The sequence below is a fragment of the Streptomyces sp. S6 genome, assembly GCF_054880855.1.
Genome location: NZ_JBTYMC010000146.1, coordinates 1 through 16,689, shown reverse-complemented (window position 1 = coordinate 16,689; position 16,689 = coordinate 1). Strand labels below are relative to the sequence as shown.

Annotated in this window: 15 protein-coding genes; 5 read left to right on the top strand and 10 right to left on the bottom strand. The window is 69.9% G+C overall.

The window, feature by feature from the left end:
* Both ACVNF4_RS20620 and ACVNF4_RS20615 read right to left on the bottom strand, forming a co-directional pair.
* A partial coding sequence (locus ACVNF4_RS20620; RefSeq protein WP_461804321.1) for an NAD(P)-binding domain-containing protein occupies positions 1–289 on the bottom strand: 289 nt, incomplete at its 3' end.
* A gap of 83 nt (positions 290–372) precedes the next feature.
* Positions 373–1,737, bottom strand: a complete 1,365-nt coding sequence (locus tag ACVNF4_RS20615; protein ID WP_461804320.1) for an LCP family protein — start codon at positions 1,735–1,737, stop codon at positions 373–375.
* Positions 1,738–1,946: 209 nt separating this feature from the next.
* Here ACVNF4_RS20615 and ACVNF4_RS20610 point away from each other — a divergent pair, with 209 nt between their 5' ends.
* Complete coding sequence (locus ACVNF4_RS20610; RefSeq protein ID WP_461804319.1) at positions 1,947–3,239, top strand: COG1361 family protein; 1,293 nt, start codon at positions 1,947–1,949, stop codon at positions 3,237–3,239.
* 55 nt (positions 3,240–3,294) lie between these two features.
* Here ACVNF4_RS20610 and ACVNF4_RS20605 read toward each other — a convergent pair whose 3' ends face one another.
* The gene (locus ACVNF4_RS20605; RefSeq protein WP_461804318.1) at positions 3,295–4,950 is read right to left on the bottom strand and encodes a lysyl oxidase family protein; all 1,656 of its coding nucleotides are present in this window, start codon (positions 4,948–4,950) and stop codon (positions 3,295–3,297) included.
* Between the two features lie 317 nt (positions 4,951–5,267).
* Between ACVNF4_RS20605 and ACVNF4_RS20600 the strand changes: the two genes are divergently transcribed.
* Positions 5,268–5,531, top strand: coding sequence for a DUF6221 family protein (locus tag ACVNF4_RS20600; RefSeq protein ID WP_461804317.1), 264 nt, complete (start codon positions 5,268–5,270; stop codon positions 5,529–5,531).
* A 220-nt stretch (positions 5,532–5,751) separates the two neighbouring features.
* On the opposite strand, the gene ACVNF4_RS20595 is transcribed toward ACVNF4_RS20600, so the two are convergent.
* Both ACVNF4_RS20595 and ACVNF4_RS20590 read right to left on the bottom strand, forming a co-directional pair.
* Complete coding sequence (locus ACVNF4_RS20595) at positions 5,752–8,340, bottom strand: glycoside hydrolase family 3 protein (RefSeq protein ID WP_461804316.1); 2,589 nt, start codon at positions 8,338–8,340, stop codon at positions 5,752–5,754.
* A 407-nt stretch (positions 8,341–8,747) separates the two neighbouring features.
* Positions 8,748–9,323: a TerD family protein gene (locus ACVNF4_RS20590; RefSeq protein ID WP_461804315.1), complete on the bottom strand. Its 576-nt coding sequence runs from the start codon at positions 9,321–9,323 to the stop codon at positions 8,748–8,750.
* Positions 9,324–9,480: 157 nt separating this feature from the next.
* On the opposite strand from ACVNF4_RS20590, the gene arfB reads away from it, so the two are divergent.
* Positions 9,481–9,915: an alternative ribosome rescue aminoacyl-tRNA hydrolase ArfB gene (arfB, locus tag ACVNF4_RS20585; RefSeq protein ID WP_461804322.1), complete on the top strand. Its 435-nt coding sequence runs from the start codon at positions 9,481–9,483 to the stop codon at positions 9,913–9,915.
* 82 nt (positions 9,916–9,997) lie between these two features.
* Here arfB and ACVNF4_RS20580 read toward each other — a convergent pair whose 3' ends face one another.
* Positions 9,998–10,462, bottom strand: a complete 465-nt coding sequence (locus ACVNF4_RS20580) for a GNAT family N-acetyltransferase (RefSeq protein ID WP_461804314.1) — start codon at positions 10,460–10,462, stop codon at positions 9,998–10,000.
* Positions 10,463–10,510: 48 nt separating this feature from the next.
* Complete coding sequence (locus ACVNF4_RS20575; RefSeq protein WP_461804313.1) at positions 10,511–11,083, bottom strand: flavin reductase family protein; 573 nt, start codon at positions 11,081–11,083, stop codon at positions 10,511–10,513.
* 341 nt (positions 11,084–11,424) lie between these two features.
* Between ACVNF4_RS20575 and cdgB the strand changes: the two genes are divergently transcribed.
* Positions 11,425–13,116 (top strand): diguanylate cyclase CdgB, encoded by a 1,692-nt coding sequence (gene cdgB, locus ACVNF4_RS20570; RefSeq protein WP_461804312.1) that lies wholly within the window; start codon positions 11,425–11,427, stop codon positions 13,114–13,116.
* 119 nt (positions 13,117–13,235) lie between these two features.
* Positions 13,236–14,210, top strand: a complete 975-nt coding sequence (locus ACVNF4_RS20565) for a carbohydrate-binding protein (protein WP_461804311.1) — start codon at positions 13,236–13,238, stop codon at positions 14,208–14,210.
* 17 nt (positions 14,211–14,227) lie between these two features.
* Here the strand turns inward: ACVNF4_RS20565 and ACVNF4_RS20560 are convergent, their stop codons facing one another.
* From ACVNF4_RS20560 to ACVNF4_RS20550, 3 genes are all read right to left on the bottom strand, one after another.
* Positions 14,228–15,157, bottom strand: a complete 930-nt coding sequence (locus tag ACVNF4_RS20560) for a 1-phosphofructokinase family hexose kinase (RefSeq protein ID WP_461804310.1) — start codon at positions 15,155–15,157, stop codon at positions 14,228–14,230.
* A gap of 28 nt (positions 15,158–15,185) precedes the next feature.
* A complete protein-coding gene (nagA, locus tag ACVNF4_RS20555) occupies positions 15,186–16,319 on the bottom strand; it encodes an N-acetylglucosamine-6-phosphate deacetylase (protein ID WP_461804309.1) in 1,134 nt (377 codons plus the stop codon).
* Positions 16,319–16,689: ROK family protein (locus ACVNF4_RS20550; protein WP_461804308.1), on the bottom strand; the 371-nt coding region annotated here is incomplete at its 5' end. The genes nagA and ACVNF4_RS20550, both read right to left, overlap by 1 nt.

Genomic DNA, 16,689 nt, shown 5'->3' with positions numbered 1-16,689 from the left:
CCCCGGCCTCCAGGAGCGGCGCGAACTCCTCGATCACCGCGTCCGTCGCCTCACCCGCCTGCACCATCAGCATCAGCCGACGCGGACGCTCCAGCGCCGCCACGAACTCCTCGGCCGACTCCGCGGCGACGAAGCTGCCCTCGTGCCCGAACTCCTCGACGAGCGCACGCGTACGGCCGGCGCTGCGGTTGTGGACGGCGACCGTGTAACCGTGACGCGCGAAGTTGCGCGCCAGGTTACGGCCCATGACCCCGAGGCCGGTGACGCCGATCGATGCGGAAGCGCTCATGTGCGGTACCTGTTTCCTGCGTGGAGGTGAGTCCGTCACCCTCAAGTACGCACGTGGAGCGCGTCTTTCTCGATACGCCCCGCTCAGTAGATGTCGTCGACCTTCAGGTCCGGGCCCACGACCAGGTTCACGACCCCCGCCGACGCCTGCCCGGACGACGCCGCGGTCACCTTCCCGCCGAGCCGGGTGACGAGAGCCCGCGCCCCGGTGTCGCTGGCGCCCTGGGCGTACTGGACGGACGTCGTGGAGACGGTGGACGGCGCGTTTCCGGTGGAGACGACGGTGAAACCGCTCTCACGGAGTTTCTGCGCGACGGCGGCGGCCCGTCCGGGGGTGCCGGTGCCGTTGAGCACCCTGACCTTCACGGACGACGCGTACACGAGGTTCTTCGTCTTCGCCTCAAGCGCGTCCTTCGTCGTCTCCTGGTCCTTGGCCAGCGCGGTGAACAGGTCGGTGGCCTGCGGGTATTGCCAGGCGACGTTGGCCTTGTCGGTCGGAAAGTCCGCCTCGCGCGGGTAGTTGGGGACCGTGAGGAAGGCGAGCCGGTCGCTGGGGATGCCCTTCAGTTCGGACGCGAGCGAGTAGAGCTGCTTGATGCCGGCCATGCCCGAATCCGCAGTCAGCGATTTCGTCGCCGAGTTGAGGAAGCCGTACATCGCGTCCGGGCTCGTCAGCTTGGACTTGGCCTTCTTCGCGAGCGCGTCCATGAACTCCTGCTGACGGCCGATGCGCCCGATGTCGGAGCCGTTGCCGACGTTGTAGCGGGCGCGGACGTAGCCGAGGGACGTCTCGCCGTCGATGGTCTGGCAGCCCGCCGGCAGGTCCAACTTGGCCTTGGGGGACTTGATCGCGGTCTTCGGGCAGACCTCTATGCCGTTCAGCGCGTCGACCATGCCCTTGAAGCCGGAGAAGTCGATGGACATGAAGTGGTCGATGCGCAGACCGGTGTTCTCCTCGACGGTCTTTATCGAGCAGGCCGCCGCGCCCGCGACCTCACCGCTCGTCCCGCCCAGCGCGAACGCCTCGTTGATCTTGAAGTGGTGTTCCTTGGACTTCGTCCCGTCTCCCTTGTCACAGACGGGAATCCGCACCCACGAGTCGCGCGGGAACGACACGACGGCCGCCCACTTGCGGTCCGCCGGGATGTGCAGGACGAGCAGCGTGTCCGACTGCATCGTCGTCAGGTCCTTGCCGTAGCCGGAGTTGGCGCCGTCGCGGCTGTCCGAACCGACGATCATGATGTTCTTCGAACCCGGGCTCAGGTTCTCGGGCCGGTCGGCGCCGAGCTTGTCGTCGACGTCGGCGGAGGTGATGTTCCCGTTCAACTGCTGGTAGATCCAGGTGCCGGCCCCCGCGACACCCAGTACTCCGACGCACAGGACGCCGGCGCTCCACGCCAGCACCCGCCCGCGCCGCGTCAGGCGGACATCCGCCTTGCGATTCCCCACGCCGTTCCTCCGCTCCCCCAGGCTCGTCCGGGACTCCGCCTCCACTCGGCACGGACGCCCCACAGACAACAGACGACCCGGACATCGGGTTTCGTTGCCCTGGGAATGACCAATTATTTTTCAGTACGACTGTTACCAGGCGTCCCGTTCATCTCACTGTCCTCTTACGATGATCGACTGTTGCACCTCAGTCGAACCAGGGGGATCGAGTGAACTTCGTTTCTGCGGGCCGTTCCAGACGGATCGGCGCCCGTGCCGTGCTCGCCGCGTCGCTCGCGCTGAGCGCGTTCACGGCCGTACCGGCCCAAGCGGACGAGCAGACCGACCAGTTGTGGATCAACGCGCCGTCCGCGCGTCCGGTGACCGTGGTGTCGGCCGGCCGCGAGGCGCTGGCACAGCCGCTCCCGGTCGTGCTCTACCACGACAACGACAACTTCACCGTCACCGACGGCACGTTGACCGTCGACGCCTCCGGACTCGCGGGTGTCGCCGAGGTGTTGTGGCCGCACAACTGCACACCGACCGGCGCCAAGGCCGTGTGCGAGGTGGGCGACGTGCCGGTGATCTCTGGTGAGATCGAGCCTCAAGTCGGGTTGCAGGTAAGGGCGTTGGCGGGAGCCGCCATCGGCGCGTCCGGCCGGATCACGTACGAGGCCGAGGCGACCGGCGGCCCCGACGGCAAGCTCGTCGCGCCTCGCAACTCGTTCGACACGACGGTGACGGTCGGCTCCGGGCCTGACCTGAGCGTGCCATATCCCGCCGAACTCAAGGGAGTTCAGCCAGGCACCACCGTCGTCGCACCGTTCACCGTCACCAACAAGGGCGACGAGACCGCACACGGTTTCACCGCCCAGCTCTGGGTGACGCACGGTCTCGACCTCGCGACGTCCTACCCGGAGTGTGTGGCCGCAGGCGCCGGCGACAGCTTCGTCGTCCACTACACCTGCGCGTTCGACACCGTCGTCGAGCCCGGTCGGACGGTGGGACTTCCCCAGCCGCTGAAGATCACGGCCACGCCGCACGCCCTGTACGACCGCGTCGACTTCTCGGTCCAACCGACAGGCGGGCAGACCGAGTTGGAGCCCATGGACAACGGCGCGTCCTGGGAGATCACCGCCGAGAACAAGGCGGACTTCGCGGTGTCCGGTGCGTACGGGGGCGGGGCCGTCGGCGAGACGGTCGCGATGGACGTCCGGCTCACGAACAACGGGCCCGGATGGGTCGGGTACGTCGGCTCCGGCGATCCGGTCGCAGTCCTCGACGTCAGGCTTCCGGCCGGGACGACGGCGGTGAGCGTGCCCGCCGGGTGCCGGCCGCGTTCGGACGGCTACGCCTGCCGGGCGGACATGTACATCAAGTCCGGTGCGAGCGCCGCGTTCCCGTTCAAGGTCCGCGTCGACAGCGTCGTCCCGGGGGCGCAGGGGAGAGTGACGGCTCGGCCGCCCTTCGGTGAGGGCTTTTCGTTCGACCCGGACCTGTCGAACAACTCCGCAACGTTCTGACGGCAGTTGAGGCTGAGGCGCCCCCGCTTGCGGCGGCGCCTCAACTCGTCCGTTGTTACGGCGCGTTGATCAGGTCCACCGGCGGGACGGTGACCGTGCGGGCGCCGTCCTTGCCGCCGAGGACGACCTTGCGCAGGGAGACGTTGTTCTTCAGGTCCGTCTCCTGGAGGCGGTTGGCAGGGTTCGCCTTGACCTCGATGTAGTACGTGCCGTTCGGCAGGCCCGTGACGTCGAAGGACTGGCCCGGACGGTACTGGGTGTAGGTGTCCCCGGAGCCGACCTCCAGCACCTCACGCACCGAGATCGAGTTCTGCTGTCCACAGGCGGTGGACAAGTCGGTGTTGTACGGGTGCCAGTTGGCGTTCTTCACCGTGTAGTCGACGGCGTCCGTGTTGGCGAGGCAGAACGCCTCCTTGCCGCTGCGGACCACCTTCGAGTGGTCCTCGCTCAGCAGCCGGTAGCTCGCGAAGTCCGTGAAGTGCCAGTGCTCGTGGCCGATACGGGGGTCCCACTCCATCGTGCCGGCCGGGGTGTAGCCGACCTGCTTGCCGTTCGCGTCGTAGAAGTACTGGTAGGAATCCATCAGTTCGGCGCCGGGCTTGCGGAAGCCGTCGACGACGAGGGGGGCCGGACCGGCGTTCCAGACGTTCGCGCTGAACGCGAGGTAGTCCTTGCCCGGGGCGTCGCCGTCCTCGCCGTCCGTGATCTGGATGTCCCACGCGGGGAGTGAACGCAGGTCGGGCTTCGGGACGTTGGCGGGAACACCCGCCTTGCCGGTCGGCTTGGCGGAGTTCGCCCGCAGCGCCGGGGCGATGCGGGAGCCGTCCGTGTGGCCCTTGCCGTCGCCCAAGTGGTGGGCCTGGCCGCGGGCTTCGAGGGCGTGGGAGAGGGCGGGCGGGGTGGGGGCGTCGGCGCCGCGCGGGCCGTAGTGGTGGGCCGCCGTGCCGCTGTCGGTGGTGCCGTGGGCGCTGTGCTGGGAGCGCAGGCCCTCGCCGCCGCCCTTCTGCTCGCGGACCGTCACCTTCACGGTCTGCTGGTCGTTCGGGATGCCGAAGATGTCGCGGTACTTCTTCGCGACGGAGATCTTCGCGGTGTACTCGCCGGCGGCGAGGACGACGGGCTTGTCGTAGTCGAAGGCCGAGGTGTTGGCGGCCCAGCCCTTCTCCACACCCCAGACCGAGCCCAGGGTGAAGGGGTTGGTGGGGCAGCTCTGCGGGTAGTGCGAGGTCGCCGGGGCGTCCGGGCGGAGTCTGCCCGAGGCGTTGTTCGGACAGAACGTGCCGCTGCTCTTGGCGACTTCCTTGCCGGAGCCGTCCGTCAGGGACGTCTCGATGAAGTCCGGGAGGCCCTTGAAGTCCTTGACGAGACCCGTTGGGAGGTTCTTCGTCGTGACCTTCTTGCCGTCCCGCAGGATCTGCTGGGTGACGACCTGGTCCTTGTACGACTTGCGGGTCACCTTGAATTCGAGGGGCGCGTTGTCGACGGTCAAGTAGGTGCCGAGGTCGAGGTAAACCCCGGGTTCCCCTTCCCACTTGTTCAGTACGACCGACTTCGACGCGGCGACGAGCTTGAGCTGAGGCTGGCCGGGTTTGGCCGCCGGGGCGGCTCCCGCGCCCGGTGCGGCGGCGCTCACCGCCGCCACGACGGTGAGGGCGGCGCCCGCGGCCAGTGCCGCGCGCTTCAGATTCTTGTGGCTGTGCTGACTGGTCATCGATTCCTCGTCTGTTCCTAGCCTGCGAGTGGCCTGGTCCTGGCCACCCGGACCGAACAGCCCCAGCTCGACCCCACCCCACGAACCAATACGACGCCTTCCCCACGCGCCCCTGGGACTGGACCCGACCTGTGAGCACCCTGTGAGACAACCTTTCAGCCACCCCGGTTGCCTCCGCCTCCAAGAAGGTCAAATTCCCAACGGGCCGATCATCGGGGGGTGTTGTTCGGTCGGGTTGTGGGGGTGGGTGATCATCGAGACGGCGACGGCCGCGTACCGGCGTTGAACGCCGTCAACCGACCCATGAGGATGGGCCGATGGACGACGCCCTTCTCAAATTCCTCCACGCCCGCAACGAAGAGGACAACCACACGTACGCCGATGTCGCACACCGCTTCGGCGGGGACGCGCTGCTCGACAGCCACCTTCCGATGCTGGACATGGTGGCCGCGCTGGCTCGGAAGTACGAGGGTATGAGCACCGGAGACGCGCGGCGGCCGGGGTTGGCGTACGCCCTGCGGATGCTGGCCCAGTCGTACGACGAGCACCCGGCGTACCGGGAGGAGTGGCGGCCACAGTGAGGGCCGTTCGAGAGCAGGTGCGAACGACGCCCTGTCACCCTGAGAGAAGAACTAACGCTACTGGTAGGCGAGTTGGTCACCAACACCGTCACCCGCGGACGAGTCCCCGGCGCCATGTCCATGTCCGGAGAAAGTCTCAACACCGATCGGCCGGGGACGACCGCCACGTGGGCGCCTGACGGAGTAGCCCACGCGGCAGCAGCACAGCGGCAGTTCGCGGTTACCCGGCCGCCGCCCCCGTCAGGCGGATGTCCCGGGAGGACGAGCCGACGTACACCCGCCGCCGCCCCTTCGGCAGCACCCACCGCTTGCCCGCCGTCTCCCAGTACGACAGTTGCCGCGCGTCCACCGGCAAGGTGACCCGGCGGGACTCGCCGGGCTTCAGCTCGATCCGGCGGAACGCGGCGAGTGTCCGGACCGCCATCTCCACGGGTGCGCCCTCGGGTGCGCCGGCGTAGACCTGCGCCACCTCCGCCCCGGCGCGGCGCCCCCGGTTGGTCACGGTGAACGAGACGGTCAGACCGGTGCCGCAGCGGTCCACCGTGAGCCGCGAGTAGCCGAACTCGGTGTAGGACAGGCCGTGTCCGAAGGGGAACAGCGGCGCCACCCGGTGCTTGTCGAAGTGCCGGTAGCCGGTGAAGATGCCTTCGCTGTACGTGACGGTGTGGTCGACGCCGTAGTAGCGCTCGGGGTGGGCCGGGTCCAGGACCGGATGGTCGGCCTCCCGCTTCGGATAGGTCATGGTGAGCTTCCCGCCGGGGTTGGCGCGGCCGAGCAGCAGATCGGCGGTGGACCAGCCGCCTTCCTGACCGACATACCCGGCCAGCAGGATCGTGCCGACCTTCGCCCGCCACGGCATGGTGACCGGGTCGGCGACGTTGAGGACGACGACGGTGCGCGGGTTGGCGGCGGCGACCGCCTCGATCAGCTCGTCCTGACGCTGGGGCAGCGCGAGGGTGGTGCGGTCGCCGGAGCCGCCGGTGTTGCCGCCGGAGCCGTTGAAGGCGAAGACGACGGGGGTGTGGACGCGGCGGGCGAGGCGGGCGGCGGCCCGGACGTTCGCGGCCCGCTGCTCGGGGGTGACCCAGGCGAGGCGGACCTGGACCGGGCCCCGGTCGTGCACGGTCTCGGCCCAGCCGGTCGCGGTGACCTGGACCTGGTGGGCACGGCCCGCGGTGAGACGGACGGTGGCCATGCCGTTGTCCAGACCGTCGGTGGTCGGCACGACACTCGTCCACTTGCGGACGAAGCTGTCGCGCGACGAACTCGCGGAGGCGATCTGGGTGCCGTCCAGGCGCAGCGTCACCGCACCGCCCCAGCCCTGGATCTTCAGGTCGTACTCGCCGGTGGTGGGCGGCGTCAGGGTGCCGCTCCAGGTGTACGCGGAGCCGACGGGAAGCGCCTTGTCACCGGTGCGATCGACGACCCGGTCGGTGACCCCCGCGTCGGGGGCGAGGACGGCCGCCGGGACCGGGGTGCCGGTCAGGTCCACGCCGACGGCGTACGCGACATCGGTCCGGGCGGTCCTCTCCAGCGCCTTGAGCGGGGAGACCAGCCGGTCCTCGAAACCGTAGGCGCGCTCGCCGCCGACCGAGACCGCGACCTGGCCGGCGGTCGGGCCGATCAGCGCGAGCGAGTCCAGAGCGCGCCGGGACAGCGGCAGTCCGCCGTCGTTGGCGAGCAGGACCGCGCCCTGGGTGGCGACCTCGCGGGCGACCCGCGCGCCGGCCTCGACATCGACCGCCTTCGGAGCGGCCTTGCGGCTGCCGTCCAGCAGCCCGAAGCGGTCGTACTGGCCCAGGATCCGGCCGACGGCGGTGTCCAGCGCGGACAGCGGAACGGCGCCGGACTCGACGGCGGCCTTGAGCGGGTCGCCGAAGAACGAGCCGTTCGGCATCTGCATGTCCAGACCGGCCTCGACGGAGATGCTGTGGGTGGCGCCCCAGTCGGAGGTGACGAACCCTTCGAAGCCCAGCTCCCCGCGCAGGACGTCGGTCAGGGTCGGCCGGTGCTCGGAGTTCCACTCTCCGTTGAGGTGGTTGTACGCGGCCATCACCGAGGAGACCCCGGCCCTGACCACGGACTCCCAGACCGGCAGGTAGATCTCGTGCAAGGTGCGGTCGTCGACCCGGAAGTCGTAGGAATTGGCCGGGGCGGCCCGGTCGAACTCGTGCAACTGCTGGTTGTTGGCCAGGTAGTGCTTGGCCTGCGCCAGCATGCCCTGGGCCTGCACACCCTCGATCTGCGCGACCGCGATCGCGGAGTTCAGGAACGGGTCCTCGCCGGACTGGTCCTTGTTCCGGCCGAAGAGCGGGGACCGGGACAGCTCGATCTGCGGGGCGAGGAGCACGTCCATGCCCAGGGCGCGGCCCTCGCGGCCGAGAACCTCGCCGTACTTCCGGGCCAGCGCGGGGTTGAAGGAGGCACCCAGGGTGGAGACCGGCGGCAGCCCGGTCGCGGAGGCGGCGACGTTCACACCGGCCGGCCCGTCGGTCAGCCGGAGCTCCGGTATGCCCAGCCTCGGCACACCGGGCAGGTAGCCCGCCTGGCCCAGCCGCTGCGGGTCGGTCGCCCCGTGCACTAGCGAGATCTTCTCGTCCAGGGTGAGACGGCCCAGCAGGGAACGGACTCGCTTCGAACCGGCCGGCGCGGGAGCCTGCGCCTGCCCGCTGGCCGCGCTCGCGGGGGCCGCCGTGGCGAGGGGTCCGGCGGCGGCCAGGAAGGAGAAGGCGGCGGCGGTACCGCCCAGACGCTTGATCAGGTCACGGCGGCTCGTGCCGTCTGCGGAGCTGTGGGGCGCAACGGACATGACGAAAAGCCCTCCTGCGAGGAGTGGGTTCGCCACGCGGCACGACGGCAGGCGGGCGCCGTTGCCCACGCGGCAGCACGCCCTGGACCACACGCCCAGAACGCCCTGGCGCGGACCGGCCACCTGTCGTGCGATCCGCCCGCAGAGTGTCAAACTCTTGAACCTGACGAGTCAACACCTGCGACAAGAACTGGGAGAACTCTCCCCATGCGTCCATGAGTTGAAGCATTCCTCCCTGCTTGAACCTTCATCTTCTGGTCCGCGACGCTGGAATCCGCACCTGGAAGCACTTGCCCGGACAGGTGGATCCGGCAGTCCCGACAGCACACCTTGAACACAACGAACGGGCCCCAGCCGCAAAGCAGCCGGAGCCCGCTCGGTCACCTACCCCTCAGGGCGGCCGAACCTCAGACGTTCACGCCGAAGTCCTGCGCGATGCCGGCGAGGCCGGACGCGTAGCCCTGCCCGACCGCGCGGAACTTCCACTCGGCGCCGTTGCGGTACAGCTCGCCGAAGACCATCGCCGTCTCGGTGGCCGCGTCCTCGGAGAGGTCGTAGCGGGCGATCTCGGCGCCGCCGGCCGCGTTGAGGATGCGGATGTACGCGTTGCGGACCTGGCCGAAGTTCTGGGAGCGGTTCTCGGCGTCGTAGATGGAGACCGGGAAGACGATCTTGTCGACGTCGGCGGGGAGGGCCGAGAGGTTGACGCTGATCGACTCGTCGTCGCCGTCGCCCTCACCCGTGCGGTTGTCGCCGTTGTGGACGATGGAGTTGTCCGGCGTCTGCTTGTTGTTGAAGAAGACGAAGTGGGCGTCGGAGTAGACCTTGCCCGTCGGGTTGACCGCGATCGCGGACGCGTCGAGGTCGAAGTCCGTGCCGGTGGTGGTACGGACGTCCCAGCCGAGGCCCACGGTGACGGCGGTCAGGCCCGGTGCCTCCTTGGTGAGCGAGACGTTGCCACCCTTGGACAGGCTTACAGCCATGGTTGGGAGTCCTTCCCTGTTGTATACGTCGTGTCGAGCCGTACGGCGTGAACCTACAGCTATCCCCTTGAACGTCCCGGGGTCCCGCGAAGGTTCCCGCCCCCTTTACTTTCTTTACCCCCAAAACCAGGTGACTCCCGACGTCCCCGGCCCCACCATGGAACGCATGTCCGGTCCCTATCCCATCCGAGGCTCCGTCTCCCTCCCGGAGGCCGAGCTGACCTGGCGTTTCTCACGGTCGTCGGGACCGGGCGGCCAGCACGTCAACACGAGCGACACACAGGTGGAACTCCGGTTCGACATCGCCCGTACCGAATCCCTCCCGCCCGTCTGGAAAGCCCGCGCGCTGGAGCGCCTCGCCGCCCGACTCGTCGACGGCGTCATCGTCGTCCGCGCCTCCGAGCACCGTTCGCAATGGCGCAACCGCGAAGCGGCGGCCGTCCGACTGGCGTCCCTGTTGGCCGAGGCGACCGCCCCGCCCCCCAAACAACGCCGCCCCACCCGCATCCCCCGAGGCATCAACGAACGCCGCCTTCGCGAGAAGAAGGCGCGCGCGGAGACGAAGCGGGGACGGACGGGCCGGGACTGGTAGGACAACCGCGGAACACCGGGTGCGAGCCGTGGGCCGTACGGCTGGTGCGGGGGACGACGCCGGCGAGCGCACCCCGCACCCCTCACTCCAACCCCAGCACCCCCACCACCTCCCCCTCCACGAACTCCCCGTTCTTCCGGAACCCCAGCCCCAGATAGAACTCCTCGGGCCCGTGCTCCCCGGTGTGCCACGTGACGTACAGCTCCCGCGCCCCCCGCCGCCGCAACTCCTCCGCGACAGCCTGGACCGCGAACCGCCCGTACCCCTTCCCCTGCTCCCCGGCCGCGATGTTCAGCCGCCACAGGCCCGACCGCCGCAACGACCCCCCGTCCTCACGCCAGTCGACGTCGAGAAACGCCATGACGAACCCGACGGCCCGCTCCCCGTCGACGATGAGCCGAGGCCAAGCGACGCCAGGATGGACATACGCCTCGGCGAGCGACTTCACCACCGGCGAGACAGCGAACTCCTGCTCCGGCAGAACGGCGACAGCAATCGCTTTCGCGAAGTTGGCCGGGGTGATCTCTTCAAGGTGAGGCCGTGACATGGCCGCACCTTAGGGTCTGTCAGCACATTCCGGCCCCCCATTTACTGCTCACCCCAACTGCCGATACCGCCCCCGGAAATAAACCAACGGCCCCCCACCCACCCCCGGCACCGCAGCAGCCAACACCCGCCCGATCACCAACGTATGGTCCCCGGCGATCACCCGCTCCTCCGTCCGGCACTCCAGATTCGCCAGTGCCCCGCCCACCAGCGGCGCCCCGCTGACCTCGCCCCGCCGATAGGGGATGTCCTCGAACAGCAACCGGTCACTGAGACGCCCCTTCATCGCGAACCGTCCGGCGATGTGTCGCTGGCTCTCGGAGAGGACGGAGACGGACCAGAGGGGCTGTTCGTCGAGGAGGTCGTCCATGCGGGAGCCACCCCGGAGGCTGACGAGGACGAGGGGCGGGTCGAGGGAGACGGACATGAAAGCGGTTGCGGTCATGCCGACGTCCTCGGCGGGCGGCGAGGAGGGGTCGTCGGGGTCGAGGGCCGGCTCCTGCGCGGTGACCAGCACCACACCGTCGGCCAACTGGGCCATCACGGCCCGGAACGCGTCGTTGCTCACCCCCTCAGGATGCCCGGTGAGCGGTGGCGCGGAGTTCGCGGAAGTGTTCGGCACCCTCGGCACGCTAGTTCCCGACCACCCCGCCCCACATCGGGCGCAAGCCCGAAATGCCGCGAGGGGAGTCGTACGACCAGGTCCTACGACCCGCCCCCGTGACGGGAACCCCGCACGTACGGTAAGCGTTGTCCAAACAGTCGGTAACGACTCCTGAACCACTCTGAAAATTGCAGAAACCCCGCCCAATTGTTCACGTTTTGCTGTGACTTGAGTCACAAGGGGGGAGAATTGTTGACCCTGTGTACCGGGTGAGCAGCGCGCTGTGATTCAGTGGCAGGGAAATGGTACGCCGATGAACAACCCTTGATTCGCTGCGAAGTCTCGGGGGGAGGGCGAGCATGGAGACCGAGTCGGAACCATATGTCCGCCTCGCGTCCCTGCGGCAGCTGCACCAGGCGATGGCCGACATGAACACGGCCCGCAGCCTGGCGGACACCTTGCAGACGGTCGCGGACGGGGTCGTGAGCGCCCTGGGCTACGAGCTGGCCTGCGTCAACCTCGTACGCAACGACGGCCACCTCGTCGTCGCCGCCTTCGCCGGGAACCCCGCCGCCGAAGCCCTCATCACCGGCCGCGTCGGCTCCCGGGAGTCCTGGGACCGCCGTCTCGCGATGGGCGAGAGATGGGGCGACCTGGTCTTCATCCCGCACACCGAGGGCTGGGTCCTGGACGACGACGACGTCCCCCAGTGGTACACGGACGGCCCCCCACCCCGCTTCGAGGACGAGTGGCACCCCTCGGACCGCCTCTTCGCCCCCATGTACACCCCGGCCGCCCCCGGCGGCAGCTGCGGCGAGCTGATCGGCGTCCTGTCGGTGGACCGCCCGCGCAACGGCCGGCTGCCCGGCGCGTGGGGCCGCGAGGCGCTCCAGATGTACGCGTTCCAGGCGGCCATAGCGGTCAGCAACGCCCGCCTCAGGTCGAACATCCAGCGCGCCCTGGTCCGGCTGGAGCGCGAGCAGCAGGCCCTGCGGTCGAGCGAGGAATCGTTCCGGGCGGCCTTCGAGAACGCCCCCTCGGGCATGGCCATCGCCGAGATGGGCGGCGAGCAGCACGGCCGAATACTCCGGACGAACGACGCCCTGTGCCGCCTCCTGGGCCGCCCGGCGTCCGCGATGCGCCGCTACGCCTTCTCCGACCTGGTCCACCCGGAGGACATAGGTACCCTCCTGCGTACCTCTGCGAAGGGAGGCCGGGTAGAGGTCAGGCTGGGCCGCCGGGACGGCACGTACATCTGGGTATCACTCCGTAACTCCGTGGTGGCAGACGCCGCTGACGGTCCGCGCTTCCTCCTCACCCACGTCGAGGACATAGAGGACCGCAAGCGCCGCGAGATCCACCTCGCCCACCGCGCCTCCCACGACGCCCTGACCGGCCTCCCCAACTCCGCGGAGCTACGCGCCCGCCTCTCCGCCCGCCTCTGCGAGCGCCCCAAGACCGGCCACCCCGCCGCCCTCGACGCCATGGACCAGACGTACGGCCCCGGCGCGCACGACGTGAACGGCCACGGCTTCGACTACCAGCCGGTGCCCGCGCAGAACGCGCAGTCCGCGCAGTCCGCGCAGAACGGGTACGGCGGCTACGACCACGCCCACGTCGTCGCCCCCGACGAGGACGCCCCCGACGACGGCACGAAGGGGCTCGCCGTCCTCTTCTGCGACCTCGACGGCTTCAAGTCGATCAACGACCGGTTCGGGCACAACGCGGGCGACGCGGTCCTCATCGAGGTCGCCCGGCGGCTCGGCAAGGCGGTCCGCGACGGCGACACGGTCGCGCGGCTCGGCGGCGACGAGTTCGTGATCCTCGCCGACGGCCTCGGCCGCGCCGACGCCACCGATCTGGCCGTCCGGCTGCGCAGCGAGATCATCCAGCCGATCCGCGCCGAGGGGCGGGCCGTCCGGGTGGGCGCGAGTTTCGGCATCGGGTGGGCGCAGTGCGGCATGTCGGCGGACGAAGTGCTGAAGTCCGCCGATGAGCGGATGTACGTCGAGAAACGATCTCGTCCCAAACAGCACCGCCGGGCCGGATAAACCGCAGGTCAGGAGGTTTAAGAGAGCAGAGTCACCCGTTCGGCCCAATCGGACCGGGTAGGCTCGCTCTCCTCACCACCTTGTTCAGACGGCCCCGCACCTGTTGAGGAGTTCGAGGGATGACGCCCGGCAACAACGGCGCGAGCACGCCGGAGGACGACGACCCGTTCGGCTACCTCTACGAGGACGGCCAGGCCCGTGGCGCCCAGCCCCCGTCCGGCGGCTACGGCTATCCCAACTCGGTGAACCGGGTCCGCGCGGTCGGTGACCGCCGCCCCACCCAGGCCCCCCAGCAGACGGCCGCCTACGGCCAGGCCCCCCAGGGGTACGGCCAGCCGCCCCAGCAGTACGGGCAGATCCCCCAGCAGCAGGGCGGCGCGTACGGCCAGCCGCAGCAGGGCCTCCAGCAGGGCCCCCCGGCCCAGCAGCCCCCCCGCTCCGCCGGCCGGGGCTCCGGCGGTGGCCGCGGCCCCAACACCAAGGGCCTCCTCATCGGCGCCGTCGCCGTCGTCCTCGCGGTCGTCGTCGGCATCACCATCGCCGTCTCCCTCGGTGACAAGAACAAGGACAACGACGCGGACGGCGGCACGACCCCGACCCCCACCACCTCCAGCTCGGCGAGCGCCTCCGAGAGCGAGTCGGGCAACAGCCCCTCCGCGCAGGACAATCTGCCGGAGACGACCGACGCGAAGGCGATGAAGCTGGAGAACGGGGCGACCACCGCCTCGGACATAAAGGGCTCGAAGTCCGGGACGTACGTCACCGGCCTCAACAACCAGGGCGCGTCGGTGACTTGGACGGTCAACGGCATCCCGAAGGACGGGCCCTACACGGTCTTCGCCATGTTCAACGTCGTCGGCGAGGACCAGAACATGACCCTCTCGGTCAACGGCAAGCCGGACAGCCGCCCGGTGAACTTCGGCAACTTCACCCACGCGACGGACCCCACCCGGGCGTGGAGCAGCACCTGGTCCTGGACGACCCTGACCAAGGGCACCAACACCATCTCCATCTCCTGCCAGGCCGGCAACAAGTGCAACGTCCTGCTGGACCAGTTGGCGCTGCGCAGGGGCCAGGTCAAGAGCCTGGACTAGGCCGTTTTCGGGAAGGGCTAGGCCGCGCTGGCCTCCCCGCGCACCGCCACCCGCCCCACCCACTCCTCGTACGCCCCCCGGTCGAACTCCCCCGCTCCCGGCGCGAGGACGGTCGCCATGGACAGCGCGAGGGCGTGGGAAAGCCTTTCGGGCCAGGGGAGTTGGTGGATCAGGCCGGAGAGCAGGGCGGCCGTGACGGAGTCTCCGGCGCCCGTGGGGTTGCCGTGGAGGCAGGTGGGTGGGGTGGCGTGCCAGCGGCCTTCCGGGGTCATCGCGAGGAGGCCCTCGGGGCCGAGGGCGGCGACGATCGAGTGGGCGCCTCGGCGGCGGGCGTCCCGTGCGGCGGTCAACGGGTCGTGGGAGCCGGTGAGTTCGGCCAGCTCGTCGAGGTTCGGGGTGATGATGTCGGGCCGGGCCGCGACCCCTCGGCGCAGTGGTTCACCGCCGGTGTCCAGCAGGACCGGCACCCCCGCCGACCGCGCCGCCCGCACCAGCCCCGCGTACGTGCCGACCGGTACGCCCTGCGGGAGGCCGCCGCACAGGGCGACCGCCGAGGCGCCGCCCAGGAGTTGGACGTACACCTCCAGGAACGCCCGCCACTCGGCGGGCGTGACCACCGGCCCCGGTTCGTTCAGCCGAGTCGCGTCACCGGTGCGCGTGTCGACGATCGCGACGGTCCGCCGGGTGGTGCCGGAGATGGGGACGAGCGCGTCGACCACCCCGGGAACCAAGGTGAGTTGACCCTGCACCGTCTTCCCGGTCACGCCGCCCACCAGCCCCGTCGCCGTCACCTCGTGGCCGAGGGCGGCGAGCACGCGGGCGACGTTCAGGCCCTTGCCGCCCGGCCGTTCGACGACATCCGTGACCTGGTGGGTCGTCTGCGGGCGCAGTCCCCGTACGCGATAGGTGAGGTCGAGCGCGGTGTTGAGCGTGACCGTCAGGATCACCTGCCTCGACCTCCCCTTCGCCGGTCGTTTACGGCGTGCTTACCCACTTACCGTGCCTCATCACGCCTTTGAGGTCGAGGTTCTCGTCCAGGACGACGACGTCGGCGAGCTTCCCGGCCTCCAGCGAGCCGATGTCGCTCCAACGCCCCAGCAGGCGGGCCGGGTTGACGCACAGCGCCCGCACGGCGTCCTCGATCCGGATGCCGTCGACCGTCACCGCCCGCTTGAACGCACGGTCCAGCGTCAGCGTCGACCCCGCGATCGAGCCGCCCTCCACCAACCGGGCGACCCCGTCGGTGACTTCGACCTCCAGCGGGCCCAGCAGATACGTGCCGTCGCCGCCGCCGGCCGCGTCCATCGCGTCCGTGATGAACGCGACGCGCTCGGGTCCGGCCGACCTGAACGCCAACTCCAGGGCGGCGGGGTGCAGATGGGTGCCGTCGTTGATCAACTCGACGGTGACACGCGGGTCTTCGAGGAGCGCGGCGATGGGGCCGGGGGAGCGGTGGCCCAGGGGAGGCATCGCGTTGAAGAGGTGCGTCGCGACCGTCGCGCCCGCGTCGATCGCCTCGCGCGTCTGCTCGTACGTGGCGTCCGTGTGGCCGACCGCCGCGATCACCCCGTGCTCGGCCAGGAGCCTCACCGAGTCGATGCCGCCCGGGAGTTCGGTGGCCAGGGTGAGCATCCTGGCGTGGCCCTTCGCCGCGTCGATCAGCTTGCGGACGTCCGCCGGGTCCGGATGCCGCAGCAGCGCCTCCGAGTGGGCGCCCTTGCGGCACGGCGAGATGAACGGGCCCTCGAAGTGGATCCCGGCGATCTCCCCGTCCTCGGCGAACTCGCTGAGCACCCCGGCCTGGCGGACGAGGACGTCCATGTCGTCCGTCACCGTCGAGGCGACGAGGGTGGTGGTGCCGTGCGCGCGGTGGGTGTGCAGGGCCGTGCGGATGTCGTCGGCGGTGCCGCAGAAGGAGGCTCCGCCGCCGCCGTGGTTGTGGAGGTCGACGAAGCCGGGGACCAGGTAGTGGCCGGTGAGGTCGATGCGGCGGGCGTGGGGTGGGGGAGCGGCGGTGATGCGCTCGCCGTGGACGCCGATGTCCTGGACGGAGATCCCTGAGGGGAGGACCACCCGCGCACCGGTGAGGATCGTCGACTCTTCTGTCATCAGGGCGTTTCCTCCATGCCGTCCGTCGTCTCCAGAAGATCCCATGCCAGCAGGCCCGCCCCCAGGCACCCGGCCGTGTCGCCCAGGGCCGCCGGGACGACCGTCGGGGTGTGCTGGAACGTGATCCGCGTGCCGAGCGCCTCCCGCAGCGGGGTGAACAGGGTGTCGCCCGCTTCCGCGAGGCCGCCGCCGATGACGATCGTCGAGGGGTCGAGGAGGGTGAGGGCGGTCAGGAGGCCGTCGGCGAGCGTCGTAACCGCTTGCTGCCAGACGTCCCGCGCGCGCTCGTCCCCCGCCTCGACGGCCTTCGCGCAGTCGGCGGCGTCCCCGCCCCCCGACACCCGCGCCCACGCCTCCGACACGGCCGCCG

What these genes read in the sequence shown, in the direction of transcription:
- ACVNF4_RS20605 (WP_461804318.1), bottom strand. Translation starts at nt 4,950, where the DNA reads ATGACCAGTCAGCACAGCCACAAGAATCTGAAGCGCGCGGCACTGGCC.
- ACVNF4_RS20600 (WP_461804317.1), top strand. Translation starts at nt 5,268, where the DNA reads ATGGACGACGCCCTTCTCAAATTCCTCCACGCCCGCAACGAAGAGGAC.
- ACVNF4_RS20595 (WP_461804316.1), bottom strand. Translation starts at nt 8,340, where the DNA reads ATGTCCGTTGCGCCCCACAGCTCCGCAGACGGCACGAGCCGCCGTGAC.
- ACVNF4_RS20590 (WP_461804315.1), bottom strand. Translation starts at nt 9,323, where the DNA reads ATGGCTGTAAGCCTGTCCAAGGGTGGCAACGTCTCGCTCACCAAGGAG.
- arfB (WP_461804322.1), top strand. Translation starts at nt 9,481, where the DNA reads ATGGAACGCATGTCCGGTCCCTATCCCATCCGAGGCTCCGTCTCCCTC.
- ACVNF4_RS20580 (WP_461804314.1), bottom strand. Translation starts at nt 10,462, where the DNA reads ATGTCACGGCCTCACCTTGAAGAGATCACCCCGGCCAACTTCGCGAAA.
- cdgB (WP_461804312.1), top strand. Translation starts at nt 11,425, where the DNA reads ATGGAGACCGAGTCGGAACCATATGTCCGCCTCGCGTCCCTGCGGCAG.
- ACVNF4_RS20565 (WP_461804311.1), top strand. Translation starts at nt 13,236, where the DNA reads ATGACGCCCGGCAACAACGGCGCGAGCACGCCGGAGGACGACGACCCG.
- nagA (WP_461804309.1), bottom strand. Translation starts at nt 16,319, where the DNA reads ATGACAGAAGAGTCGACGATCCTCACCGGTGCGCGGGTGGTCCTCCCC.